This window comes from Escherichia sp. 10290 (genome assembly GCF_030295155.1).
Classification (GTDB): Bacteria; Pseudomonadota; Gammaproteobacteria; order Enterobacterales; family Enterobacteriaceae; genus Escherichia; species Escherichia coli_F.
Map to the genome: position 1 here is coordinate 3,802,315 of NZ_AP025741.1, position 26,072 is coordinate 3,828,386.

Annotated in this window: 20 protein-coding genes and 1 tRNA gene; 3 read left to right on the forward strand and 18 right to left on the reverse strand. The window is 52.5% G+C overall.

All coding sequences use genetic code 11. The features are described 5' to 3' along the window. The first annotated feature begins 45 nt into the window (after window positions 1–45). The gene (nupG, locus tag QUE74_RS19240; RefSeq protein WP_001360964.1) at window positions 46–1,302 is read left to right on the forward strand and encodes a nucleoside permease NupG; all 1,257 of its coding nucleotides are present in this window, start codon (window positions 46–48) and stop codon (window positions 1,300–1,302) included. Between the two features lie 48 nt (window positions 1,303–1,350). Here nupG and speC read toward each other — a convergent pair whose 3' ends face one another. Further along, window positions 1,351–3,486 (reverse strand): ornithine decarboxylase, encoded by a 2,136-nt coding sequence (speC, locus tag QUE74_RS19245; protein WP_001354965.1) that lies wholly within the window; start codon window positions 3,484–3,486, stop codon window positions 1,351–1,353. 162 nt (window positions 3,487–3,648) lie between these two features. Then, on the reverse strand, window positions 3,649–3,726 hold the full coding sequence (locus QUE74_RS19250; protein WP_212734103.1) for a hypothetical protein: 78 nt from the start codon (window positions 3,724–3,726) through the stop codon (window positions 3,649–3,651). 152 nt (window positions 3,727–3,878) lie between these two features. On the opposite strand from QUE74_RS19250, the gene QUE74_RS19255 reads away from it, so the two are divergent. Together QUE74_RS19255 and QUE74_RS19260 are read left to right on the forward strand one after the other, a co-directional pair. Further along, entirely contained in the window at window positions 3,879–4,586 is a 708-nt protein-coding gene (locus tag QUE74_RS19255; protein ID WP_000234499.1) for a DUF554 domain-containing protein, read from the forward strand. Between the two features lie 105 nt (window positions 4,587–4,691). Continuing rightward, window positions 4,692–4,767 (forward strand) — tRNA-Phe (locus QUE74_RS19260). Window positions 4,768–4,898: 131 nt separating this feature from the next. Here QUE74_RS19260 and yghD read toward each other — a convergent pair. The 16 genes from yghD to glcB form a co-directional block, all read right to left on the reverse strand. Next, window positions 4,899–5,450 (reverse strand): GspM family type II secretion system protein YghD, encoded by a 552-nt coding sequence (gene yghD / locus QUE74_RS19265; RefSeq protein WP_000942820.1) that lies wholly within the window; start codon window positions 5,448–5,450, stop codon window positions 4,899–4,901. A 1-nt stretch (window position 5,451) separates the two neighbouring features. Beyond that, entirely contained in the window at window positions 5,452–6,630 is a 1,179-nt protein-coding gene (gene gspL / locus QUE74_RS19270) for a type II secretion system protein GspL (RefSeq protein ID WP_000095008.1), read from the reverse strand. Further along, window positions 6,627–7,604: a type II secretion system minor pseudopilin GspK gene (gene gspK / locus QUE74_RS19275; protein ID WP_000633229.1), complete on the reverse strand. Its 978-nt coding sequence runs from the start codon at window positions 7,602–7,604 to the stop codon at window positions 6,627–6,629. The genes gspL and gspK overlap by 4 nt, the downstream gene beginning before the upstream one ends. Beyond that, window positions 7,601–8,206: a type II secretion system minor pseudopilin GspJ gene (gene gspJ / locus QUE74_RS19280; RefSeq protein ID WP_001255038.1), complete on the reverse strand. Its 606-nt coding sequence runs from the start codon at window positions 8,204–8,206 to the stop codon at window positions 7,601–7,603. The genes gspK and gspJ overlap by 4 nt, the downstream gene beginning before the upstream one ends. Further along, window positions 8,203–8,574 (reverse strand): type II secretion system minor pseudopilin GspI, encoded by a 372-nt coding sequence (gene gspI, locus QUE74_RS19285; protein ID WP_000820079.1) that lies wholly within the window; start codon window positions 8,572–8,574, stop codon window positions 8,203–8,205. Before gspI ends, gspJ begins: the two co-directional genes overlap by 4 nt. After that, window positions 8,571–9,134, reverse strand: coding sequence for a type II secretion system minor pseudopilin GspH (gene gspH, locus QUE74_RS19290; RefSeq protein ID WP_001126079.1), 564 nt, complete (start codon window positions 9,132–9,134; stop codon window positions 8,571–8,573). Before gspH ends, gspI begins: the two co-directional genes overlap by 4 nt. Before the next feature lie 3 nt (window positions 9,135–9,137). Beyond that, entirely contained in the window at window positions 9,138–9,593 is a 456-nt protein-coding gene (gene gspG / locus QUE74_RS19295; protein ID WP_001087284.1) for a type II secretion system major pseudopilin GspG, read from the reverse strand. A gap of 16 nt (window positions 9,594–9,609) precedes the next feature. Then, window positions 9,610–10,833: a type II secretion system inner membrane protein GspF gene (gene gspF, locus QUE74_RS19300; protein WP_001173477.1), complete on the reverse strand. Its 1,224-nt coding sequence runs from the start codon at window positions 10,831–10,833 to the stop codon at window positions 9,610–9,612. Then, window positions 10,833–12,326, reverse strand: a complete 1,494-nt coding sequence (gspE, locus tag QUE74_RS19305) for a type II secretion system ATPase GspE (RefSeq protein WP_000249352.1) — start codon at window positions 12,324–12,326, stop codon at window positions 10,833–10,835. Before gspE ends, gspF begins: the two co-directional genes overlap by 1 nt. Next, window positions 12,326–14,386: a type II secretion system secretin GspD gene (gene gspD, locus QUE74_RS19310; protein WP_000498842.1), complete on the reverse strand. Its 2,061-nt coding sequence runs from the start codon at window positions 14,384–14,386 to the stop codon at window positions 12,326–12,328. Before gspD ends, gspE begins: the two co-directional genes overlap by 1 nt. Window positions 14,387–14,415: 29 nt before the next feature. Continuing rightward, window positions 14,416–15,369: a type II secretion system protein GspC gene (gspC, locus tag QUE74_RS19315; protein WP_000135093.1), complete on the reverse strand. Its 954-nt coding sequence runs from the start codon at window positions 15,367–15,369 to the stop codon at window positions 14,416–14,418. A gap of 15 nt (window positions 15,370–15,384) precedes the next feature. Further along, window positions 15,385–15,795, reverse strand: coding sequence for a type II secretion system pilot lipoprotein GspS-beta (gene gspS2, locus QUE74_RS19320; protein ID WP_001354966.1), 411 nt, complete (start codon window positions 15,793–15,795; stop codon window positions 15,385–15,387). A gap of 65 nt (window positions 15,796–15,860) precedes the next feature. After that, window positions 15,861–16,670, reverse strand: a complete 810-nt coding sequence (gene pppA / locus QUE74_RS19325) for a prepilin peptidase PppA (RefSeq protein WP_000464639.1) — start codon at window positions 16,668–16,670, stop codon at window positions 15,861–15,863. 129 nt (window positions 16,671–16,799) lie between these two features. Further along, window positions 16,800–21,359 (reverse strand): lipoprotein metalloprotease SslE, encoded by a 4,560-nt coding sequence (gene sslE / locus QUE74_RS19330; protein WP_001034576.1) that lies wholly within the window; start codon window positions 21,357–21,359, stop codon window positions 16,800–16,802. 494 nt (window positions 21,360–21,853) lie between these two features. Further along, window positions 21,854–23,536 carry a glycolate permease GlcA gene (gene glcA / locus QUE74_RS19335; protein ID WP_000259279.1) on the reverse strand — a complete coding sequence of 561 codons (1,683 nt, stop codon included), beginning with the start codon at window positions 23,534–23,536 and terminating at the stop codon, window positions 21,854–21,856. 355 nt (window positions 23,537–23,891) lie between these two features. Further along, window positions 23,892–26,063, reverse strand: a complete 2,172-nt coding sequence (glcB, locus tag QUE74_RS19340; RefSeq protein WP_000084048.1) for a malate synthase G — start codon at window positions 26,061–26,063, stop codon at window positions 23,892–23,894. Window positions 26,064–26,072 lie beyond the last annotated feature (9 nt).

Here is a 26,072-nt window from a genome sequence, read left to right on the forward strand (position 1 = left end):
TGCTTTTTCAAACACTCATCAGCATCACGATGTGAGGAAATTAACATGAATCTTAAGCTGCAGCTGAAAATCCTCTCTTTTCTGCAGTTCTGTCTGTGGGGAAGTTGGCTGACGACCCTCGGTTCCTATATGTTTGTTACCCTGAAGTTTGACGGTGCTTCTATTGGCGCAGTTTATAGCTCACTGGGTATCGCCGCGGTCTTTATGCCTGCGCTGCTGGGAATTGTGGCCGACAAATGGTTAAGTGCGAAATGGGTCTATGCCATTTGCCACACCATTGGCGCTATCACGCTGTTCATGGCGGCACAGGTTACGACGCCGGAAGCGATGTTCCTTGTGATATTGATTAACTCGTTTGCTTATATGCCAACGCTTGGGTTAATCAACACCATCTCTTACTATCGCCTGCAAAATGCCGGGATGGATATCGTTACTGACTTCCCGCCAATCCGTATCTGGGGCACCATCGGCTTTATCATGGCAATGTGGGTGGTGAGCCTGTCCGGCTTCGAATTAAGCCACATGCAGCTATATATTGGCGCAGCCCTTTCCGCCGTTCTGGTTCTGTTTACCCTGACTCTGCCGCATATTCCGGTTGCTAAACAGCAAGCGAATCAGAGCTGGACAACCCTGCTGGGCCTCGATGCATTCGCGCTGTTTAAAAACAAGCGTATGGCAATCTTCTTCATCTTCTCAATGCTGCTGGGCGCGGAACTGCAGATTACCAACATGTTTGGTAATACCTTCCTGCACAGCTTCGACAAAGATCCGATGTTTGCCAGCAGCTTCATCGTGCAGCATGCGTCAATCATCATGTCGATTTCGCAGATCTCTGAAACCCTGTTCATTCTGACCATCCCGTTCTTCTTAAGCCGCTACGGTATTAAGAACGTAATGATGATCAGTATCGTGGCGTGGATCCTGCGTTTTGCGCTGTTTGCTTACGGCGACCCGACTCCGTTCGGTACCGTGCTGCTGGTACTGTCGATGATCGTTTACGGTTGCGCATTCGACTTCTTCAACATCTCTGGTTCGGTGTTTGTCGAAAAAGAAGTTAGCCCGGCAATTCGCGCCAGTGCGCAGGGGATGTTCCTGATGATGACTAACGGCTTCGGCTGTATCCTCGGCGGCATCGTGAGCGGTAAAGTGGTTGAGATGTACACCCAAAACGGCATTACCGACTGGCAGACCGTATGGCTGATTTTCGCAGGTTACTCCGTGGTTCTGGCCTTCGCGTTCATGGCGATGTTCAAATATAAACACGTTCGTGTCCCCACAGGTACACAGACGGTTAGCCACTAATTACGCAAAGAAAAACGGGTCGCCAGAAGGTGACCCGTTTTTTTATTCTTACTTCAACACATACCCGTACAACCGTTTCATGCCATCCGCATCGGTTTCGCTATAGACACCTTGCAACTCCGGCGAAAATCCCGGCAACAAATTCACGCCTTCTTCCAGCGCAAGGAAATAACGTTGAACCGCCCCACCCCAGACTTCCCCGGGTACCACGCAAAGCACGCCAGGTGGATAAGGCAACGCCCCTTCTGCCGCAATTCGCCCTTCGGCATCACGAATCCGCACCAACTCCACTTCACCGCGAATATAAGCGCTATGCGCATCCTGGGGATTCATCACCACTGACGGGAAACTCTGCTGGCGGAACATCGCTTTTTGTAGGTCTTTGACGTCGAAACTGACATACAGATCGTGCATCTCCTGACACAACTGGCGCAGGGTGTAGTCGCGATAGCGCACCGGATATTTGTTATAAACGCTCGGCAACACCTCAGCCAGCGGTGAGTCATCCTCAATATGCTGTTCAAACTGCGCCAGCATCGCCACCAGTTGCGCCAGCTTCTCGTGGCTTTCCGCCGGAGTTAATAAGAACAGAATGGAGTTGAGATCGCACTTCTCCGGCACAATACCGTTCTCACGCAGATAATGCGCCAGAATCGTCGCCGGAACGCCAAAGCCGCTATATTCACCGGTTTCAGCATCAATACCTGGTGTGGTCAGTAACAGCTTACACGGATCGACAAAATACTGCTCCGCGGCATATCCTTCAAAGCCGTGCCACTTCGCCCCCGGCTCAAAACTGAAAAAACGACGGTCGCTGGCTAACACTGATGTCGGATAATCCTGCCACAATTTGCCATCAACAACGGGCGGGATAAACGGGCGGAACAGCTTACAGTGCGCAAGAATCGCCTTGCGCGCTTCAATCCCCAACGCAACGCACTCCGCCCACAGCCGACGCCCACTCTCCCCTTCATGAATTTTGGCGTTAACGTCCAGCGCGGCAAACAACGGATAGAACGGGCTGGTAGAAGCATGGAGCATAAAGGCATTATTTAACCGCTTATGCGGGCAAAAACGCGCCTGCCCGCGAATATGGTTATCTTTTTTATGGATCTGCGATGTCTGCGAGAAGCCCGCCTGCTGTTTATGCACCGACTGCGTCACAAAGATCCCCGGATCGTTTTCGTTAAGCTCTAACAGCAGCGGCGAGCTATCTGCCATCATCGGGATAAACTGTTCGTAACCGACCCACGCGGAATCAAACAGAATGTAATCACACAGATGCCCAACGGTATCGATCACCTGACGGGCGTTATAGACAGTGCCGTCATAGGTTCCCAGCTGAATAATCGCCAGGCGAAACGGACGTGGCAGGTCTGCTTTTTCTGGCGCAACGTCGCGAATTTGCTGGCGCAGATACTCTTCATTAAAACAGTGCGCATCAATACCGCCAATGAAACCAAACGGGTTACGTGAAGCTTCCAGATAGACCGGCGTCGCCCCCGCCTGAATCAGCGCGCCGTGATGATTCGACTTATGGTTGTTACGGTCGAAGAGCACCAGATCACCACGCGTTAACAGCGCATTCGTCACAACCTTATTTGCTGCCGATGTGCCGTTAAGCACAAAATAGGTTTTATCGGCATGAAAGACTTTGGCTGCGAATTTCTGTGCATCCTTCGCCGAACCTTCATGAATAAGCAAATCGCCCAGTTTCACGTCGGCGTTACACATATCGGCACGAAAGACGTTCTCGCCAAAGAAATCGTAAAAATGGCGTCCGGCAGGATGCTTTTTAAAGAACGCACCATGTTGATGCCCAGGGCAAGCAAAGGTACTGTTGCCCATCTCAACGTACTGCGTCAGCGTGTCATAAAACGGTGGCAGCAAATTCTCTTCATACTGACAGGCTGCGGATTCCAGCTCCAGCCACTGCTGCTCGTTGCCGTTGATTACCGCCATAACGCCCGCAGGTAATTCAACAACATGTTCGGAATACAAAAACACCGGTAGATGAAAACCGGTGCGCTTAAGCAACGCAAGAATGCCACTGCGACTATCCGCAGCGGTAATGACGACTGCCGCGACGTCCGTAAAATCAGTATGTTCCAGCGCCACCACGCAGCGATGGGTGGAAATTCGGGAAACCAGTTCACCACTGGCGGCAATACTCATTGATTTCATAAGCGCAAAACCCGTTTCGGGGAAGTAAGAATACCGGACAAGGTGAAAAACCCTGCCCCACGAGATATGGGTCAAACTGGTCACCAGCTCCGACCGCCAGACATCAGTAAAAGCAGAAACGCTCTGATTTTACTGTTGTCCTGCAGTGAGCGTGCGTTAACTTCACCGCATGAGCAGAAAAAGGGAGGAGTTTCGCGCGAAACGGCGATAAGCAAGAGAATGTAAGGAGGTGGCGTGCATCGGGCAAACTCCGTACAGAGAGGAGAAAATTCGCGCAATCATGGCACCTTTCGCTAAAGCGCGCAAGCCAGGACTTTGCGAACAAACAAGCCATCGAAGGAGCCAAACGTTCATAATAAGAAAATCAAACAATACAGTTAACAGGAACTCTTGTGGTCATCGGCCCTTTTATCAACGCGAGTGCAGTCTTACTGGGTGGCGTTATCGGCGCACTGCTCAGCCAACGTTTACCGGAACGTATCCGCGTCTCCATGACATCAATTTTTGGTCTGGCATCGCTGGGGATTGGTATTTTACTGGTGGTGAAATGCGCCAACCTTCCAGCGATGGTTTTAGCTACGCTACTTGGCGCTCTAATTGGCGAAATTTGTCTGCTGGAAAAAGGTGTCAATACCGCGGTCGCCAAAGCGCAAAATCTGTTTCGCCACTCGCGTAAGAAGCCAGCGCATGAATCTTTTATTCAGAATTTTGTCGCGATTATTGTCCTGTTTTGCGCCAGCGGCACCGGGATCTTCGGTGCGATGAACGAAGGTATGACCGGCGATCCGAGTATTTTAATCGCCAAGTCATTTCTTGATTTTTTTACGGCAATGATCTTCGCCTGCTCACTGGGCATCGCGGTATCGGTGATTAGCATTCCATTACTGATCATCCAGTTAACGCTGGCGTGGGCTGCCGCACTGATATTACCGCTGACCACACCGTCGATGATGGCAGACTTCAGCGCCGTGGGCGGTTTATTGCTGCTGGCAACCGGCTTACGCATCTGTGGCATTAAAATGTTCCCGGTGGTCAACATGCTTCCAGCACTCCTTCTGGCAATGCCGCTTTCCGCAGCCTGGACCGCCTGGTTTGCCTGACAATGCGTGCAATAGCGGCAAAGTGATGATAGATTGTGCAGTCTGCACTAAATTGAAGAAATTTGATTGACGAGACGAGGCGAATCAGGTTTAATGCGCCCCGTTGCCCGGATAGCTCAGTCGGTAGAGCAGGGGATTGAAAATCCCCGTGTCCTTGGTTCGATTCCGAGTCCGGGCACCACTATTCTTAAGAACCCGCCCACAAGGCGGGTTTTTGCTTTTGGATCTGGCAATAACCTTCACGAAAAAACTTAGCTTATAAGGTCTGGGGGGATTACTCTCGCCACGTTAACGAGAGTAATTTTATTGATATTAATCTCCTGATACTTTACCCCGTCCAAATTCCAGTCGCTGCACGTTCACCATCCCCGGCTTCTCACCTGCGCTGACATCAATTTGTGTCACCCGCAGCGCATACTTTTCATCCAGCGCGTTTAACCAGTTCAGCAGATCATTAAATACCACAGGATCTATCCAGACCTGGATATTCTCCCCGCGCTCGGCTATCCGCTTAATGACCACTGAATGCGCCGAAGCACTGTCGCTGATGACCCGCGATACCTGTGCTTGCGTTGTCGTGCCGGATTTTCGCGCCGCAATAATATCCGGCGCGGAGCTCTTCAGTCGCGCGTTCATCGCCACCAGCTGCTGCAACATCGTCTCCTGTTGCTCAATCCGTTCGCTCAACGGCTGCCAGATGAGAACGTAATATCCGGCGCTAAACAGGAACACTACCGCTGCCAGTAACATGCCTTTTTCACGCGGAGAACGCCCCGCCAGGTGTTGTGTCAGCCAGTGTTCGCCACGGCTTAACTGGCGTTCACGCCATTGCTGAAAATAGTGAATAAATTTATCGCGTAACATGTTATTTCCTCCGCAACGTTACGCCGCCGGAAACCGCATCACCCTCTTTCTGTAACGCGTCCTGTTGCACAACATAATCTGCCGCCAGTGCGCTACGCAGTTTGTCGAAGCTGGCAAAGTTTGCGGCCCGCAACTGGAGATGAAGCGTCTGGCGTTTTTGATCAAAGGTGAAACCACGCATCTCAATGTCGGAAAGTGACGCTGATTTCAGCGTGCTGGCAATCGCTGACAACTCAGCGAGCAGATCGGTTTCGTCGGTCTGTGGGCGATATTTTTTCAGCGCCATCGTCACCTGAGAGCGTAAATTCACAATCCGCTTCTGCTCCGGGAATAGCGTTAAGAACTGTTTCTCCGCCTGGGTGCGGCTTTGCGCCACCTGTTCGCTGACGCTCCATAACGTCACGCCCCGTTCCACTGCCAGCGCAACCAGAATCAGCAATATCGGCAGAATCATCACCCGCCAGCGCGCCCACTGTTTTCGGTAGCTGACGCGAGGCTGCCACGGCCCTGTTAGCAGGTTCCCTTCCGGTTCGCCATAAGTGGTAACGGCTGGCAGGGCCGTCACTGTCAGACGTTCAGCGTCTGGGCCAGCCCATGCAGATAGCTCTTCCGGCGCGATTCCGACTACGGTCAGCGAAAGCGGAGACGCCTGCTCATTGAGCTGTGCGCGGAACATGAGCGGAGCCAGCGCCCGCCCGGCGCTCCATCCCCGGCATTCATCGATGCGGCAAATAATTCGCTGTGCATCGCCAGCCATAAATCCACAAGGAATGGACATCCAGTCCGGTGCAACGGTGGCGCGGGTAATGCCGTTTGTCTGCAACCACTGCGCAATGTTGCGCATATGCTGCTGGTGAATCACTGCCACGGTTGCCAGTTGCTGGTCGATTTTCAACGGCGCAAAATGCAGTTCGTCGATATCCTGGTTCAGTTCTTCTTCCAGTAAGGCGGGCAGAATAGTCGGTATCTGCTTACGTGCGACATCAGGCAGTTCAACCTGCCAGATGCTGATCCATTCGCCGGGAATGTAGAGTCGAATCGCATCAGTTTGCAGCCATTGCTGGAGACGTTCGTCAGCAACGTCAGGCCAGATACCGTGCACCACGTCGTGTGTACGGCGTTGCCAACGGAGGGGATCAGCGGCGCAAAGCGGGAAATAAATCTCAAGGATGGAACTCACTCACTTTCTCCTGTCTGATGCCAGAGAACCGAAAAATGTTGTGGGCCCATGCGGACAATTAACGAATTCATCGTCAGTTCAATCTCATTCACGGTGATATCTGAACGCAGCCAGAAGTAATTGCTGTCCACGCTCAGGACGGTTTTTAGCTTTTTTTTAGTACGCTCATCGACGTCAACGAGTAGCGGCTGTGCGAGAAACTGATCGACATCTTCCCAGCCCTTCGCAGGACGTTGTTGTAATAACGCCCGCGCCTGAACAGGGCTTAACCACGGGTCAAACAGCGCCTCAAGAATCACACTTTGCGTGACGTCTAAGGTATTGATGTTGATTTGCTGGTGGGTCATCGGCAGCGCACAGACCAGCGGTTTGAGTTTTTGATAAAGGCCGGCGTCCATTCCCTGTACCACGCGCATTTCGCTGATATCGGTCAGCGGTTGATTCGCGGCGTAGAACGGTACCGAACGGGCGAGATACTCGCTGTCTTCACGGCCCAGACGCGTCTGCACGCTGCGGTCCTCGTCAATAAATTCCCACAGGCTTTCGGCTATCAGTTCGGCCCGATAAGCAGGCACATCCAGGCGCGAGATCAGGGCAATCAGTTGTTGTACCGCGAGCGGACGCGACGCCGTTGTTGGTTGAGCAAGGGCATTCAGGTTAAAGCAGGCCTGAGCGTCACGCAGAGTGACGGCAATTTGCCCCTGCGGCAGTGGCAACAAACGAGGGCCGGAAGCCCACGGCTGCGCCAGATGCACGCGCTTTTCATTTTTCAGGCTCAGACTGAGTGCGCTCAGCGCGAGGCTTTCTGCACTGGCGCTATACCACAGCGCCTGCTGGTACTCCTGCTGGCTGCGCGTTCGCCCAAGTTGTTGCTGCATCCGCCCGGAAAGCGTGATGGTTACCAGCATCATGACCGCCAGCAATACCAGCACCACGACCAGTGCCATTCCGCGTTTTGGTGGTGAGGTGATCATGATAATTGCGGCCCGCGTAACAACCAGATGCGTTCAATCTCGCCCCATTGCGGCGAATGCAGAGTCATGCGCACTGCCACAGGGATCGCCTGCACTGATGACCAGGTTTCCTGCCAGCGAGTGCCGTCGTAAAACTGCAAACGAAGTGAATCCGCCGGAATCAACTTTTGCGTTGTTGGCTTCACGCTGCCTGCGGCATCGGTCAGCGGCCAGGCTAACCGTTCGAGATAACCGTCATGAATGCGGTAACCGACGGTGAGCAGATTACTGCGCGGCAGACGCATCAATGGATTAACCACACCGCCGCGCACAAAGCGTATTCCTTCACTCTCAGAGGCCAGCACGCCAGCGCCCGCCAGTAACGCAGGTTCTCGCTGACCCTGATCGCCTCTTACCGGACGCGGCATCATTTGTGTCAGATCGTGGGTCAGAAAACTCATCGTTTGCTGCATGAGGTTCAGTTTTTGATCGTGTCCGGCGACGGCGCTATTCACGCGTGTGACGCCGTTTGTCACCTGCTGTGCCATCAGTGCCAGCGAGGCAAAAATGGCGATTGCCACCAGCATTTCCAGTAACGTGAAACCAGCGCGAGTCCTTCTCACTGTTGGCCTCCCACGGCGCTAAACCAGGCGCGTCGTGACTGAATCACCGACGAAAAGTCTTCATGAAGACTGACTTCAATATCCACCGCCTGGAGCAGCGCGTTACCGGTATTCAGCGGTGTGGTTCGCCAGTACCAGCGGCTTCCAGCCATATCACTCTCGCCCTGGTGCCTGACCGCTCGTTGTTCACGGGTCATCAGGTAGAGCAGTGCGGTCTGGTTTTCAGCTACCCAGCCCGCTACCGTTTTTTCCTCAAGGATTTGCTGATTACTCAGCGCACCGCTGGCAATCTGTAACACCGCCGTGGCAGCCAGCGCAAAAATCGCCAGTGCGATCATCACTTCCAGCAAGGTAAATCCGCGCTTCATGGCATCCTCTCATCACATTGATTGAGGGATAACGCGCCATCGTGCGCCAGCTTTACCGCCCAACACGCGTTTTGCGCCGCCGAGTAGAAGCGCAGCGTAAACGGCGCGGCGGGTTCAAAAGGAGAAAAACGGATCTGCGGCGTCTTCTTTTTCGCCTCTTTTTGCAGCTCCAGTTCAATATCGTGCAGCGTCAGGCGGCGACGCTGCAGCTCCAGCGCATATTCCTTCTGCCAGATATCACTGCCGGGTTGTAACAGCATCTGCACCTGTTTCGCCACCGTAACCTGTGCCGATAACCGGGTCGCAGAAACGGGCAACCACTGCCCGTGACGACGCTGCATAAACTGATAGCCAGGCGGGTCGATTAGCACACCGAGTGTTTGCCCTTCGATCACTGCCCTGTCCTTAAACTGCGCAAAGCGGGCCAGGAAATCCTGCGCCGCTTTTTTCGCGGGCGGTTCAGAACGGCTCGCAAAAGTCTGTACCACGCCCGCACTGGCAAGGCCGATAAGGAAAATCACCAGCATGATTTCCAGAAGAGTGAATCCACGTTTGGGCACTGATTACTGAAACTCCTGCAAATTCCAGTTACCGATATCTGCGCCAGCACCTTCCCCGTTTTCCTGACCATCCGCCCCTAAGGTGTAAACATCAAACAGTCCTTTTTCACCCGGGCTGAGATACTGATAATCATTGCCCCACGGATCCTTTGGCAGCCGTTTGATGTATCCACCAGGACGGTAGTTGCGGGAGTCCGCCATATTGGCCGGTTGCTGGATCAGCGCCTCAAGCCCCTGTTCGGTGGTCGGATAACGCCCGTTATCCAGTCGATACATATCCAGCGCGTTCTCCAGCGCCACGATATCGCTGATGGCTTTTTGCCGATCTGCTTTCTCTTTGTTGCCCAAAAGGTTAGGCACCACCAGACTTGCCAGGACGCCAAGAATAACAATCACCACCATCACTTCCAGCAGGGTAAAACCTGCCCGTGGTTCTTGTGTGCGGGATAACGAATTCATGTGATAACTCCGTAAATTACATTCCAACCATATTGTTCAGTTGCAGCATCGGCTCGAGGATGGCGATGACGATAAACAGCACCACACCCGCCATCACCACCACCAGAGCAGGCTCAAACAGCCCTAACGCCAGCCCCACCTGGGTATCAAATTCCCGTTCCTGGTTGACTGCGGCCTGTTCAAGCATGGTTTCCAGTTCACCGCTCTGTTCGCCGGAGGCGATCATGTACAGCATCATCGGCGGGAACAGGCTCAACTCCGCCAGCGCAGCGCGCAAGCTGCTTCCTTCGCGGACGCGATCTGCCGCCAGCAGCAGTTGTTGCTCGACATAGCGATTTGCCGACACGGCAGCGGCGGTCTGAATGCCTTCCAGCAACGGAACACTGCTGGCGGTGAGGATGCTTAAGGTGCGGGAAAAGCGCGCCGTATTCAGTCCGCGCGCAACACGCCCCGTCACGGGAAGACGCAGCAAGGTTTTATCCCAGCGCAGGCGCATAGCAGGATTTTTGAGTAGTCGTTGCCCCAGCACCAGAAGCCCTAGCAGACCCGCCAGCCAGTAAACGCCGCTGGTCTGCAACGCGTCGCTCATAGCGATAAGAGCGCGGGTGGAGGCAGGCAGCGCGAGTCCGAGATGATCAAACTGTTCGATAATTTTCGGCACCACCGCCGTCAGCAAAATAGTGACCACGCCCGTTGCCACCACCAGCAGTACCAGCGGATAGAGCATGGCCTGCAGCAGGCGTGATTTCAGGCGCTGTCGCTGTTCGGTGTAATCCGCCAGGCGATTGAGCACCACGTCGAGATGCCCGGATTTTTCTCCGGCAGCCACCATCGAACAAAACAGGGAGTCAAAGACGCGGGGATGTTCGCGCAGGCTGTCCGACAGGGTGTAACCTTCCTGAATCCGGCTGCGTAGCGCCATTCCGAGGCTTTTTACATGCAGTTTTTCACTTTGCTCACTGACCGCCTGTAAGCAGGTTTCCAGCGGCATTGCTGCCTGCACCAGCGTTGCCAGTTGGCGAGTGAACAGCGCCAGATCTGCCGCCGCCACACGACGATGTGCGTGTCGCCGACGCTGCAACATTCCCCCTGACGAAGCATTCATCCGGGCTTCAATGTGTACGGGGATAAGCTCTTTACCGCGCAACAACTGGCGGGCATGACGCGCGGAATCCGCCTCAATCATACCTTTGGTTTTGCGACCATTACGCTGTAACGCCTGATAGTAAAACAGTGCCATTACGCCTCCATCGTTACCCGCAGCACTTCATCGAGAGAGGTTTCTCCGGCAAGCACTTTCTCAATGCCGTTGCTGCGGATACCCGCAGAGTGTTGCCGGACATAACGTTCCAGCTCCAGTTCCCCGGCCTGACGGTGGATCAAATCACGCAATGTGGCGTCTACCACGATCAGCTCATGGATGGCAGTACGCCCGCGAAAACCTTTGTGATTACAGGCGGGGCAGCCCTGCGGATGGTACAGCGTGACGGTACGCACGTCGGTAATTCCCAGCAGGCGTTTTTCTTCATCAGTGGCAGGCGCGGGCTGGCGGCAGTCGGTGCACAGTGTGCGAACAAGTCGCTGCGCCATCACGCCCGTCAGGCTGGAAGAGAGCAGGAAAGGCTCAACGCCCATATCCTGCAAACGCGTGATCGCCCCCACCGCCGTGTTGGTATGCAGCGTGGAAAGAACCAGGTGTCCGGTCAATGACGCCTGGACGGCGATTTCTGCGGTTTCGGTATCGCGGATTTCACCGACCATCACCACATCCGGGTCCTGACGCAAAATCGCGCGCAGGCCACGGGCGAAGGTCATGCCGACGCGGGTGTTAACCTGTGTCTGACCGATCCCTTCAATCATGTATTCGATGGGGTCTTCAACCGTGAGAATGTTGCGCGAGTGGTTGTTCAGCTCCTGCAATCCGGCGTACAGCGTGGTGCTTTTGCCGGAACCTGTCGGCCCCGTCACCAGAAAGATGCCGTGCGGTTTGTGCAGTAACTGGCGCAGCTGCGCGGTCAGTTGCTGACTTAAACCCAGACGCTCCAGCGTCAGGCGGGCCTGGTTTTTGTCCAGCAGTCGCAGCACCACGCGCTCGCCCCAGGCGGAAGGCATAGTGGAGACACGCACGTCAATCGCCCGACCACCCAGCAGCAGCGCAATACGGCCATCCTGCGGTACGCGCTTTTCGGCGATATCCAGCCGCGCCATCACCTTAATACGTGATACCAGCAGCGAGGCCAGTTTGCGCCCCGGGCGCAGCATTTCATGTAATGTGCCGTCAACACGAAAACGGATCACCAGACTCTTTTCAAATGTCTCGATGTGGATATCCGAAGCGCCTTCTTTAATCGCCTCTGCCAACATGGCGTTGATCAGTTTGATGATTGGCGCATCGTCGTCACTTTCCAGCAGATCTTCCGTTTCCGGCAGTTCTTCAGCGAGGGTAAAAAAGTCCTCGGCGGAACCGAGATCTTCCATCAGCTGGCGAGCTTCGGAAGAGTCCCGCTGCCAGACCGCATTCAGCCGCTGTTCAAATTCGGCTTCGTCGATTTGCCGCAGCGTAAAGGGCGCGTTCAGCCCCCGTTGCAGCTCCTGCAAAACAGAGAGCGACAACGGATGCACATGGAGGATCTCCAGCGACGCTTCGCACCATGCCACCAGACTAAACCGACGGCTGAAACTGTAGGGCAGACGCACGGTGTTAGCGGTGGTTTCCTGTGCTACAGGCACCATTAACGCGTTCTCCCGGCATTAAGGAACGCACGAACTTCCGGCGGTAGAGCCTGATTTTGCGCTGGCAGTACCGGCTGCGCGGTGTGCGGCATCAGGCTTAAGCCCTGCTCATCGCGATAGATCTGTTCGGCGCGCATATAGTTATATTTGCGCTGCGACACGCCGTCTGCCGCCATACCATCACGCAGAATGGTCGGGCGGATAAACACCATCAGATTACGTTTTTCTTTTTTATCCGCCGTCGATTTAAACAGGTTACCAATCAATGGGATATCGCCAAGCAGCGGCACTTTCGCCACGCTTTCTCCCGCCTGATCGTCCATCAGACCGCCAAGCACGATCAGCTCACCATCGTTTGCCAGCACGGTGGTTTTCAGTTTGCGCTCGCCAAACACGACGTCGAGGCTGGTCTGTCCTTCCACCTTCGACACTTCCTGCTCAATCACCATCTGTACCGCGTTTCCTTCGTTAATCTGCGGCGTGACTTTCAGCATGATGCCGACTTTTTTCCTTTCTACTGTATTGAAAGGATTGCTGTTATTGGAGCCAACGGTAGAGCCGGTTAATACCGGAACATCCTGACCCACCATGAAGAAGGCTTCCTGGTTGTCCAGCGTAGTGATGCTCGGCGTGGAGAGAACGTTCGAGCTGGAGTCGTTTTTAACCGCCTGTACCAGCGCCATCCAGTCGCCTTTCACCACGCCAACCGCCGTACCGCTAAAGCCAGAAAGAAGCTGGGCGAGCGTGGAGAGATCGCCGTTAGTATCCGGGTTAATGGTGGTGGCACCGTTTTCGCTGATCACCGTTGAACCTTTCTGCGGTTTCGCCTGAGAAATGGCTGCGCCCAGCGTACCGATAGGGATCTGCGTACCGTTAGCAAACTGCATTAATCCGGCATCTTTCGACGCCCACTGCACGCCGAAGTTGATATTGCTGCCTTCGGCAACTTCCACGATCAACGCCTCGACATGCACCTGAGCACGGCGAATATCCAGTTGTTCAATCACGCTTTGCAGCGACTGCATGATGTCCTGCGGCGCGGTGACAATCAGGGCATTACTGTGTTTGCTGGCGGCGATGGAGACAACCTCACGCCCGCTACCAACCGTGCCTTCCGCCTCTTCTTTAGCCGCTGTGAGCGTGCCGCTGACCTGTTTCAACACATCGACCAGATCTTCGGCTTTGCTGTATTTGAGATAGAACACCTGGCTGTTGCCGCTGCGCTCCATTTCTGAGTCCAGCCGACGGATCAGGCGGCGCATTTTGTCTCGCGTGGCAGGGTCACCACTGACAATCACGCTGTTGGTGCGTTCGTCGGCGACAATTTGAGATTTCAGCGTCGCAGGCTGGTTCTCGCCGCTGTTTTTGGTCAGGCTTTCCAGCACGCGGGCAATTTCCGAGGCCGAGGCGTTATCCAGCGGGATCACCTCTTCGGTGCGGTTTCCCGCATGATCCACGCGCTGGATCACTTCTGTCAGCCGTTCCACGACGGAGGCGCGCCCGGTGAGCATAATCACGTTGGAGGGATCGTAATTAACAACGTTGCCTGAGCCAGCGCTATCGATCATCTGGCGCAGGATCGGCGCCAGCTCTCGTACCGAAACATTGCGTACCGGCACTACTTTAGTGACCATTTCATCGCCCGCGTAGTTGTCGCTGCCTTCACCGACCAGCGGCAGTGGCTCGACTTTCGCGGCGCTGGATTTCACCACCTTCAGCACGTCGTTTTCCATCGGTACGACGGCATACCCCTGTGCTTCCAGCAGGTTAAGGAATAGCTGGTAATACTGGCGTTCATTGAGCGGAGTCATGGTACGAATACTCACTTTCCCCTGTACGCCCGGCCCCATAATGATGGTTTTATTAAGGTTAGCGCCGACGGTTTCGATGAACGATTTCAGGTCGGTATCTTTAAAATTAGCGGTGAAAGTGGCTTCTTCCGCCCAGACCGGTGAACTGCATAATACCGCTGCCAGCACCAGCGGCAGTAAACGCTTTTTTGTTTTGAGGCCAGTTGTCTTCTTACGCCAGACCGACAACGTAATATCACGCCAAAACACGATGAATGATTCTCCTGGATTAAATGCGGTTAGCGCAGCGCGATGGAAATGTCGTAGCGCGCACCCTTGCGTAAAACCGTAAGTTGAATGGAATCCATTGAAGGTAACTGCCGCATCAGAGCAATCATTGCTCGTGGATCAGTGAAATCCTGCTGATTGAGCGCAATGGCGATATCGCCTTCCCTGAAACCGCTGGCATCGAACAGAGAACGATCTGCCCCCGGCTTCACTGCATAACCGACAATTCCCTCCTTACGCACAGGCGTAAGCTGGATATAGTTAAAAATTTTCTGCGGATCTTTCGCCAGTGCCTGACGCACAGCAGCCGGGATCTCAACGGGCGCACGGGTAGCAGGCTCAGCAACAGCTTGCTTTGCTTCGTCACTGACGGCTTTTTTGTTGGTCACGGCTACGGTGGAACGCTCCTCTTCTGCCAGACTGAGCCGCTCTATTTTTCCCTGATAGCGCAGCATCACATGGTCGCGATTGATTTCCTCAATCAATGCGTTGTGAGAGCCAAGCCGTTCACCCTGCAAATAGACCTGCTGTTTGCCACCTTCTTCAATAACCGCGCCGGGTCTGGCACCAAAGGCGATCCCGCGCAGCACCACATTAAGACGCGTTTCTGCTACAGGTTCAGGTTGCTTTACCGGTGTGGCGACGCGCTGATATTTACCAAACCAGTTTTGCTGGCTGATTAATTGCACATCTTTTTTATCGAACGTTTTTACATCCGCATGGGGCTGTTTATTCACCGATGGAGAAACCGCCGTATATTCCGCAGAAAAGGAGAAATAGCGCCAGAGTGAATACGCCATTTTTGCAGAAATAATAAGCAGCATCAGCCAGAACATCGCGCGTACAATTTTGCGAAGATGCTCTTTGTTTGTATTAAGAGATTGTCTCTGGTTAAGAGTGTGACGAATTTTAGTCAGCCATTGAATGAGATAAATTCGTGCGTCACGAAAAACAACCCGCGCCAATTTATATACCCGACGTTATGCTTTGACTATTCCACAGGTGGTGCGATCCAGTTTCCGCTGATACTGGTTACCTGTACGTGTATCATTAATCGTTATGCTGTAATTAATTCCCTCAGTGAGCATTAATTTCACCGTCGGGTCAGCGCACATTTGTCGTTGGTAGCTGGTTAAAAAGGCGTCTGGCGTCTGCGTGGTCTGAGCACCCGCTTCGCTGATAATGGTCATTTTTACCGTCGTGCCGCTACTTTGCGCCAGCACTAAGGTATATCCCGCAGATTTAATCGGCAGGTTTTGGCTGATATTTTGCGCCTGTTTTTTCGCCAGTAAACTGGCATTTTCATTATGGCTGGCACAGCCACTTAATAATCCTGTAACGCTCAACAATAGCGATATTAATACCCTCCCTGGCATCTGTTTTATCGACATGGTAAATAATCTCCAAGGTTATTAATAAGAGTTAAAATGTCACTTTGATAATGACGGGGTTATCATTAAAACAATGCCTGTAGATAAAGTGTTGCTATACCGCCCAGACTTAAACACGGTCCAAAAGGCAGTGTGGTTGATCCTCTTTTTGTAATAACGGCATATATCAGGCCGCAGCATGAGGCGATTAAAGCCACATTGGGCAGCGACAACGCGCCCACCCAGCCACCTAACGCGGCGAAGAGTAATACATCGCCCATGCCTAATGCTTCTTTACGCAGAACTATTCCGGCTATCCAGCGCAGGGAGTAAAAAGTGATAAATCCCACCAGGACGCCGGTAACTGCGTCTTGTAGCGTTAACGGACTCTGTTGCACCCATGCCGCAATCAGCCCGGTCCACAATACGCCCTGAGTAAAAACATCGGGCAGCCATTGGTTATCGAGGTCAATGATGCTCGCGGCAATCAGCCAGGCGGATAATATCATCACCGCCAGCGCCCATCCACTTTCCGGCCAGACCAGACTCGCCAGCAAAAAAGCGAGTGCTGTCAATAACTCCACCAGCGGATAACGCTTGCTGATTTTCGCCTGACAATCACGGCAGCGCCCTTTGAGCATCAGCCAGGAGAGCAGCGGAATATTGTCACGTATCCGGATGGTCTGCTGACAATGTGGGCAGTGCGAACGCGGTAGCGCAAGGCTTATTTTTGACTGCGTACTCGGCATTTCACCGTGAAACTCCGCCATTTGTTGGCGCAGCATGATGGGGTAACGCCAAATCACCACATTCAAAAAACTGCCGATAATCAATCCTCCGACGGTAGCCAGGACGGGCATCGCCGCGGGGTATTGCTGAAAAACATCAAAAAACATGGTTAAAGGTTATTTGTTGTAACTTGCCGGATGCGGGCCTGCAGGTGTATGCCATACGGCTTTCCTCCAGGCCCGATGCGCCTTATTTCATGCCGGATGCGGCGCGAGCGCCTTATCCGGCATACAGGCTTACTCAGCTGACATCTTATGCTCGGTAACCTGATTAATGGTTTCCGGCCCTTGCTGCGGTTTCGGCAGATTAAGCGCCGCCAGCGTCTCGTTAGCCGACTGGCTCACACCGCCCTCGAAGCTCATCTCGCTCGCTCCCGGCAACTGGTAAGCATTCGCGCCCGGATTCCACTTCTTAAAGAACTCCGAAAGATCCGTCTGGGCGACCCAGGATGCACACAGCATCAGCGTGTCGGCTGCGTTACCGTTGGATTCAGCACAGTAATTTCTGCCGCCAAACTTGTCATTGCCAACCTCATCGCCGCGCGCTTTGCGATGCATCAACTGGAACAGATTCCAGCCTTTCATCCCTTCACGCTCGCTGTAAAACTCTGGCAGAGGAGTGCCATCTGGATACCATTTCTTGATATCAAAGTTTTTCTCTGCCCACTCCTTCAGCTGCGCGTACATCAGCAGACGGTCACCCGCACCGCCGCGTGCCCATGCCTGGTTGTTGCTCTCATCCAGATATTCCGGTGCGACGGTAATATCGTCAGCGACACGGTTCATCTTGCCGAGATAGCGATCCTGCATGTACAGCGCCAGCACGTTGTTCGCCACTTCGGTCGCGCCAGGAACAGTCAGCGGCGTTTCGGCGGCGTTGTGCCCCACTTCGTGCCAGATCAGCCAATCGTTCAGCGGCGTCGTCGGCAGCGTGGTGCTGTTCGGCGAGAAGCTGCTGTTCATCACCGGATAACCCGAGTGCGCGTCACCAATGGAGATCTGCACATCGTTGGCGAAACGATGTTTATGCCCCGTCAATGCTTTATAGGTAAACATCCGGTGCTTACCGTCTTCATCATTACGACCGTAAAAGTCATTCATCGAACTGGCAAAGGTATCCAGATCTTTAGCGAATTGCTCCAGACCGCCCGTGTAATTACTGGCATTCAGGTTCTTCTTCGGCGTAGTGTAGATGAAAGCGTCTGACTCCAGCTCGCCCAGCGGCGCAGGGGAGTTCAGATCGTGTTGCCACTTACCGTCTTTATAGAACGGCGCTTTTACTACACCAGTAAAGGTGAAGGTGGCAGATTCATTGTCGTTGCTGTCGCCTTTGATATAAATCAGGCCACCGTAAGGCACCTTGAACGTCAATTCACCGTTAGCCGCCAGAGAATAGGTTTTAGTGACTCTTGGCGGACGGTTCAGCGCAACTTCATGCTTCTCACGTCCGGTCAGGTCGTCAGCCAGTGCCACGGTAACAGTCACTGGGACTGACGCCGAAGACTTAATGGTGACCTCTTTCTGAGCCGGAGCCCACAGACCAGTAGACTGCATGTTACCCGCAAACCATTTGGTCGGGTTCGAGTACAGGCTGATGGTTTCAGTAACGTTCTGCCCCTCTTCCGATACGGCTCCCGGGTACTTCTCGACATCAACTTTAATGTTCAGATCCCACCAGGAACGGCCCAGCATCAGGCGCGTCAGCGGTTTTTCCATATAGTTGAGCGGGTAGCTCGGGTTCATCATGCCTGCTTTGCTGCTACCGTCACCGTAGATCATGTTGTTATCAATCAGCGATTTTTTCAGCTCAGCAGAACACTGCGTACCAACGTATGCATTGTTGGTGTAGCAGTTCAGGAACTCAGTGAACGTTTTAAAGCCCAGCTCGTCATTTTTGCCTTCTTCATAACGATAAGCCGTATCGTTCCACAACCAGACCGACATGTTCTGGTACAAACGCTCCAGATCGACGCTGTTCAGACGCTCACCTTTACTGCCTTTAGTACGGAAATAAAGCTCATGCTGATACAGGCGCTGAATGTTGGTGCCTAAATCCGCAGCCTGCACCATCGCTTTCGCCGTGTTGGCGTCAAGATTCAGTTGCGTATAGCGCGGAACATACATGCCACCAGTAACCGGAACCCCCGTGCCAGGACGATATTCCAGGCAGTTGACCTCATAGTGGTATGCCGAGTCCTTACACTCCTGTAATCCAGGAAACTTCTCAAAGATTTTTGCCTTTGCAGCCTCCAGAGACTCTTTGGTTTTAAACTCCGCCTCATCAATAAAGGCATAGCGCGTTTCCTGTTTGCCATCTACATCTTCCAGCCAGCTGGCAACTTCCAGCTTCGGTTTGTCATCAGGTTTGTTATCTACCTGATATTTCCACTTAACTTCCCCTGTCTCGCTATCGATGGAGTATGGCAACGCACCGTCTACGGCAGGATAACGTTCATAGACCCAAATGCCCGTTGCGCGCTGCTGACGAACGCGGTTCGGATACCCTTGAGGATCATTATTCACCACCGACTTGTTCAGTGCCATTGACAGGCCTGCGGCATCAAGCAGGCGCACAAAGCCAGACGCGCTCTCTTCCTTAAGATTGCTCATCACGTTTTCCATGATCAGCACCGAACCGCCTTTGTCCAGATAGGCTATCAGATCGGTCACATCCTGCTGGCTCAGCTTCGGTTTGCTGGTATCTGCACGTAGAGGCACTGCATAGGGATCACCAGACCACTGAGTCACATATTCAAAGCCGTTGAGGATCAGCAACGGAACTTCTTCCGGATTCAGATCGCCATAGCTGGTCAAATGTTTAACAGAAATACCTGCGAAATCCAGATGGAAGCCAAACGCAGCACGGCTCCCCGTAACCTGGCCATGATTTTTGAAATAAACGTTTTCCAGGTTCGTACCCACGGTCATTGTGCTCTTGGTATTTGGCTGCCAGATGTCGTTTGACAGATAGCGCAGTACGTTCTGCATGAAGTGCTTCATGTCATCTGAATCACCGCTGAGCGTACACTCACCTTTATCATTAACACCACCGGCCCAGCTGTAACCATTCGGGCAACGCAAAATGCTGTTGTAGTGCGGGTTACCGATAACCATCAGTTTGCCCTCACCGACTTGCCCCAGCGAAATAAACGGCAGATTGAAGGTGGCGGTATCGCGCGTAACGTTCTCTGGCTGCACAATGGAAGGCGCTTCCGTAATGTACGCCAGCTCGTTTTTATCCCAGGCGCGTTTTTCGCCAAACGCCAGCCAGTAGTTTTTATCATTACGCGCCATCAGAATCGGGAATGCCGCGTTGGAGATATTCACCACCGCCTGACCGCGCGCATTTCCCGTGCTGCCATAGAAGTTGGTAGAGTCATGGAATACATGGAACTTGCTGACAGACTGGTAGTTCGTATCCACGCCCCACAGCTTGTTGATAACGCCCTGAATCTGGCCGTCATTAACATTGCGCGTCGTCAGCGAGAACCAGCGAGCCTCGTTACAACCGTCGGTTTTCGCACAAATCGCGGTATCGATCTCTTTGGCCTGACCCGTCTTAAACTGCTCGATAAATTCGTTAGGCAGCACAACGTTTTGATCGCCTTCATCCAGCGTCGCGCCATTGGATAACGAGAGATTGATAATCTCGTTGATCACGTTGGGATATTCGGCAAAGACCTTGCGTACATCGTCCGGAACAACACGGGTATTATTTTGCCCGGTTGTCGAATAGCGATGAATCAGCTGATCAACATTCGCGCCGTGAACTTCATCACCCAATTCAGTCAGCGCAATAGTCGACTTATTGCCGCGTACTGAGCCCAGTTCAAAGGTATCGATACCAAAGGAGATGGTTTCGCCCCAGCTAAAGGAGAATTTACCGTTTTCGTCAGTTACGCCACGGCCTGAATTGGTGTAGTAGTCTACGCCAGCAACACCGTTCCCCAGGCTATCCACCAGATGGCCTTCGGAAAGAATGATTTCAGTTGGTTGATACTGATAAAACTGTTCCGCGTTAGCCGACACGAAGGACGCGTTCAGATCCGGTTTTGTTCCCTCTGTCGTGACTGGCACTACCGTTGAGGTATGGGTGGACGGCGCTTTATCAGTCGCAGCATTGTTTTCCACCTCTTCATTGACCAGCTTACTGAAATCGTTTGTTGCCAGATCAATTTGCTTATACAGTTTTTCAAAACGCGCGCGATCAACCACTGACGAGAAAGTAAGACAAAGCTGTTCTGCATCTGCGGGGCAACTGTCGCTGGACGTCACCAGAGAGATGGCGTTGGTTTTCTTATTTGCAGAATCCGCCAGCTCCTGCGCGTCCTCAAGGCTAAACGACACTTTGTCAACCGCACGCAGGCTACGCGCAGTCTCTGACTGGGTGTTGAATGTTGCAATGGTCGTACTGCCCACCACACAACTCACGGTATTGCCTGGCGTAAAGGTAAAGCCGTCGCTGGATTCACCATTACAGGTAGCACCAGTTACCCGCTGGCTTCCGCCCAGGGTCAGATACCCCGTTTTCGTAGGAACAGGTTCTGGCTCCGGTTCTGGTGTCGGCTCTGGATCGGGTGTCGGGTCTGGTGTAGGTTCTGGGTCCGGCGTCGGCTCAGGTGTCGGTTCCGGGGTTGGTATTGGATCGGGTTTCACTTCCGGCAAAGTCCCTGCTCCAGAATCTACAGACGGCGTATCGGAGGACGATCCTGAACCACCGCCATCACAACCGGTTAATAAGGTTGCGCTTAAAATAGCCGCTAAAAGCGATTTTTTATATTTAAATTTCTTATTCATTAATAACGCAAGTGACAAAATAAAATTAAAGAATTTGTAACTGGGAAAATAGTTTTATGCTTTATTTTCTCTAATAACTTCCTCCATTCTTAAGAAAACGGCATCATTTATAGAAAAACAGGTGAAATCTATAAGAATATCCCCTATACGATATCTGTCAGGTTATTTTTACGAAATTTCAACAAACAAAAAATCAACAACTTTTCACAGCGTAACCATATAAATTCGTTGATAGTTTTAACGATTTAGATTGCAAAAGCAACAGATAGAACGGTGTTTGCTCATCAAGCGAACATAATTAATACAGACTTGTTTTGCGTGATAAAAAAACAGATGTTCTCACACCCTTAATTATTTAGTATGTTATCTGAATGCAATACATTATTACTGTATAGATAATAAAGCAGGAAATGATTTTAAATTAATAAGACAGAATAATGTAATGAACAAAGAATGAAGCCGGATGATATTAACGATCATCCGGCTTAATTGATTTACGAGACTAACATTCCGGTAAACACATACGCCTGCAGCAGGGTGATAATGCCGATAACGCTGGCAAAAATCAGACTGTGCTTCACGGTGTAGCGGAACAGTTCAGATTCTCGGCCCACCATACCTGTCGCGGCACAGGCCACGGCGATAGATTGCGGGGAGATCATCTTGCCGGTCACGCCACCGCTGGTGTTTGCTGCCACCAGCAGGGTGTCAGAGACGTTGATTTGCTGCGCCGTCGTTGATTGCAGTGAACCAAACAGGGCGTTAGAAGACGTATCCGAACCCGTGAGAAATACACCCAACCAGCCAAGGAACGGTGAGAAGAACGGGAACATCACGCCTGTGCCCGCCAGTACCAGCGCCAGCGTGGTGGACATACCGGAATAGTTGGTTACGAAGGCGAACGCCAGCACCATGCCAATCGACAGTATCGGCCACTTCAGGCTAATTAGCGTTTCGGCAAAGACGCCAATACCTTTCTTGATCCCCACGCCGAGGATGAAGATCGAGATAATCGCCGCAATAAAAATAGCGGTGCCACCAGCGGAGAGAGGGTCGAATTTAAACACCGCATCCATTGGCGTTGGCTGAGCGACAATGGGTGCCGCTTTCAACACTTGTTGATGCAAATGAGGGATCTGGAAATTAATCACCAGCGAATAAAACGCACCGCCCGGAGCAAATAACGCTTTAAATGGTTTCATCGTCCAGATGGTAACCAGTACCGTTAAGATTAAAAACGGTGACCATGCACGAATGATTTGCCCCAGACTATATTCTGAAGGCACGGGACCGCCAGAAGATGGCTTATTTACCACCATCGCACCTGCGGATTGCCCCATGCTGATTGCCGTTTCGGTATTTTTCGGCCGCCAGACTTTAAGGAATAAAGCGAGTGAGACAATACTCACCAGCGCCGAAGTAATATCCGGCAGTTCCGGACCAATGTAGTTAGAGGTAAAGAACTGCGTGACAGCGAAGCTTCCCCCTGCAACCAGCGCCGCTGGCCAGGTCTCTTTCACCCCTTTCCAACCGTCCATCATTGCCACCAGCCAGAATGGCACAAGAACCGACAGGAACGGTAACTGACGTCCCGCCATTGCGCCAATATCAAACGGATCGATTCCCGTTACCTGACCAGCGACCAGAATCGGCACGCCCAAGGCACCAAACGCCACCGGCGCAGTGTTGGCAATCAGACACAACCCCGCCGCATATAACGGTTTGAAGCCCAGCCCCACCAGCAGAGCGCCTGTAATCGCCACCGGCGCGCCAAAGCCAGCCGCTCCTTCCAGCAGTGCGCCAAAGGAGAAACCAATCAGTAACACCTGCAAACGCTGATCGTCGGTGATGGAGATAACCGAACTGCGGATAATATCAAACTGCCCGCTGGCAACGGTTAATTTATACAGGAATACCGCCGCGACAATAATCCACGCAATAGGCCATAATCCATAAATAAAGCCATAGCCCGCAGCAGCAAATGCCATATCAATTGGCATTTTAAAGGCGAATATCGCAATCAGGATAGATAATATAAGGGTTATTGCTCCAGCAACATGCCCTTTCAGACGTAATACCGCGAGTGCAACGAAGAAGAATATTATCGGGATCAGGGCGACCAGAGCGGATAGCCCCAGTCCTCCCATCGGCATATACATTTGGGTCCAGGTAACCATATTGTTCAGTCTCTTATTATCTTTATATACTTGATATATTTAAGGTTTGTAATAAGCAAAAGAGGACTGAACTGTAAAATATAGGCGTTATACTTTACAGCAACAGCACGCCGCTAACGCAATTGCTACCTCTGGCATAACAAGTATATCGGGTAAGGGTTTCTGTTCCGCACACACAGGCGCAGAGTATCGTAAAGATGTCCATAATGTTGTTTTAGTCCCGCTAGTGATGCGCTACGGGTATTTAATATTGTTAAACCCTGATAATCGCTCCGGTTATTTCCGGGATAAATATACTACCGCAGTTACTATCATAGCCCCGACAATAAAACTTGCCGGGGCTTTTTTGATGCTATTAATGACTTTCTTTTTCACGTAAACGCCAGGCGTGTAATAACGGTTCGGTATAACCGTTTGGCTGTTTCACGCCGAGGAAGATCAAATCGCTGGCAGCTTTAAAGGCACACGAGTTAGCGAAATTCCCGACCATCGGACGATATGCCGGATCGCCAGCATTTTGCTGATCCACCACTTTCGCCATGTTCTCCAGCGACGCATGCACCTGATCTTTGGTCAGAATACCGTGACGTAACCAGTTGGCGATATGCTGGCTGGAGATACGCAACGTTGCACGGTCTTCCATCAGCGCCACGTTGTGAATATCGGGTACTTTTGAACAACCAATCCCCTGCTCCACCCAGCGCACCACGTAACCCAAAATCCCCTGCACGTTGTTATCCAGCTCTTGTTGGATCTCTTGTGCCGACCAGTTAGCGTTTTCAGCAACCGGAATGGTCAGCAGATCGTCCAGCAGCGGTTCAAATTCAGCATTGAACTCGGTCTGGGCAATGTTGGCTTGCACACTCTGTACGTTGGTTTGATGGTAGTGCAGCGCATGGAGTGTAGCGGCAGTTGGCGACGGAACCCAGGCCGTGTTCGCCCCGGCACGTAACTGATCGCCCTTCTGGCTGTACATGTCTGCCATCAGGTCCGGCATTGCCCACATCCCTTTACCGATTTGCGCTTTACCGCGCAGCCCGCAGAACAGGCCGGAAAGCACGTTGTTGCGCTCGTAGGCTTTGATCCACGGCGTCGATTTCATCTGGTTTTTACGCAACATTGGGCCCGCTTCCATCACCGAATGCATCTCATCGCCAGTACGGTCAAGGAAACCGGTATTGATAAACGCCACGCGGTTGCTCGCCTGAGCGATACAACTACGCAAGTTCAGCGAGGTCCGGCGTTCTTCATCCATAATGCCCATTTTCAGGGTATTCGGTTTCATACCAAGCATTGTCTCAATGCGGGTAAACAGTTTGTTGGCAAAAGCCACTTCCTGTGGACCGTGCATTTTCGGTTTCACAATATAAACGCTGCCGGTACGCGAGTTTTTCTGCACTTTTAAATCATAGAGGGCAATCGCGCCAGTCATGACGCCATCAAGAATACCTTCCGGAATTTCATTACCTTCGCTGTCCCAAATCACAGGAATGGTCATCAAATGACCTACGTTGCGGATAAACAGCAGCGAACGTCCGTGCAGAGAAATTTCAGAGCCATCGGCGGCGGTATACTGACGATCGTCATTCAGTTTACGCACGATTTGCCGACCGTTCTTCTCCATTTTCTCTTGCAGAGTCCCCTGCATCAGGCCCAGCAGGTTGCGATACAGCAGGATTTTATCTTCCGCATCAACCGCCGCGACCGAATCTTCGCAATCGAGAATGGTACTGATGGCCGCTTCGACGATAACATCGTTGATGTGCGCCGGATCGTCTTTGCCAATCCGCCCGTTGGCATCGATTTGTAGCTCAATATGCAGGCCGTTATTTTTCAGCAAAATGCAGGTCGGCGCAGCAGTATCGCCACGGTAACCGACAAACTGTGCTGGAGTACGTAACGTGGTTTCTTGACCATTTTTCAACTGGATGCGTAATTGTTTATCGACCACCTTAAACGCCACCACATCCTGATAGCTGCCGTTTTCCAGCGGTAGAGATTCATCGAGGAAACGCCGAACCCAGGCGATAACCTGCTCACCGCGCTGCGGATCGTAGCCGCTGACCATCGCCCCTTCCTGCGGGATGATGTCACTGCCGTATAACGCATCGTACAGTGAGCCCCAGCGAGCGTTCGCCGCGTTCAGCGCGTAGCGAGCATTCATTGCCGGAACCACCAGCTGTGGCCCCGCCTGACTGGTGATTTCGCTGTCGATGCCCGTGGTTTCCACCGTAACGTGGTCAGGCTGTGGCACCAGGTAGCCCAGTTCACGCAGGAAAGATTTATAGGCCGCTTTATCTTTTACCGGCCCCGGATTGCTGCGATGCCACTCATCAAGCGCCGCCTGAATGCGATCGCGGTCTGCCAGCAACTGACGATTTTCTGGCGCCAGATCGTGAACAATCTCATCAACATTGCGCCAGAACGCGGCAGCATCCAGTTCCACGCCAGGCAAAACTTCTTCATCCACAAAACGTTTAAAGTCGGCGTCAATGCGTAAACGGCCCTGGGTTATGGTTTGACTCATTGTTTATCT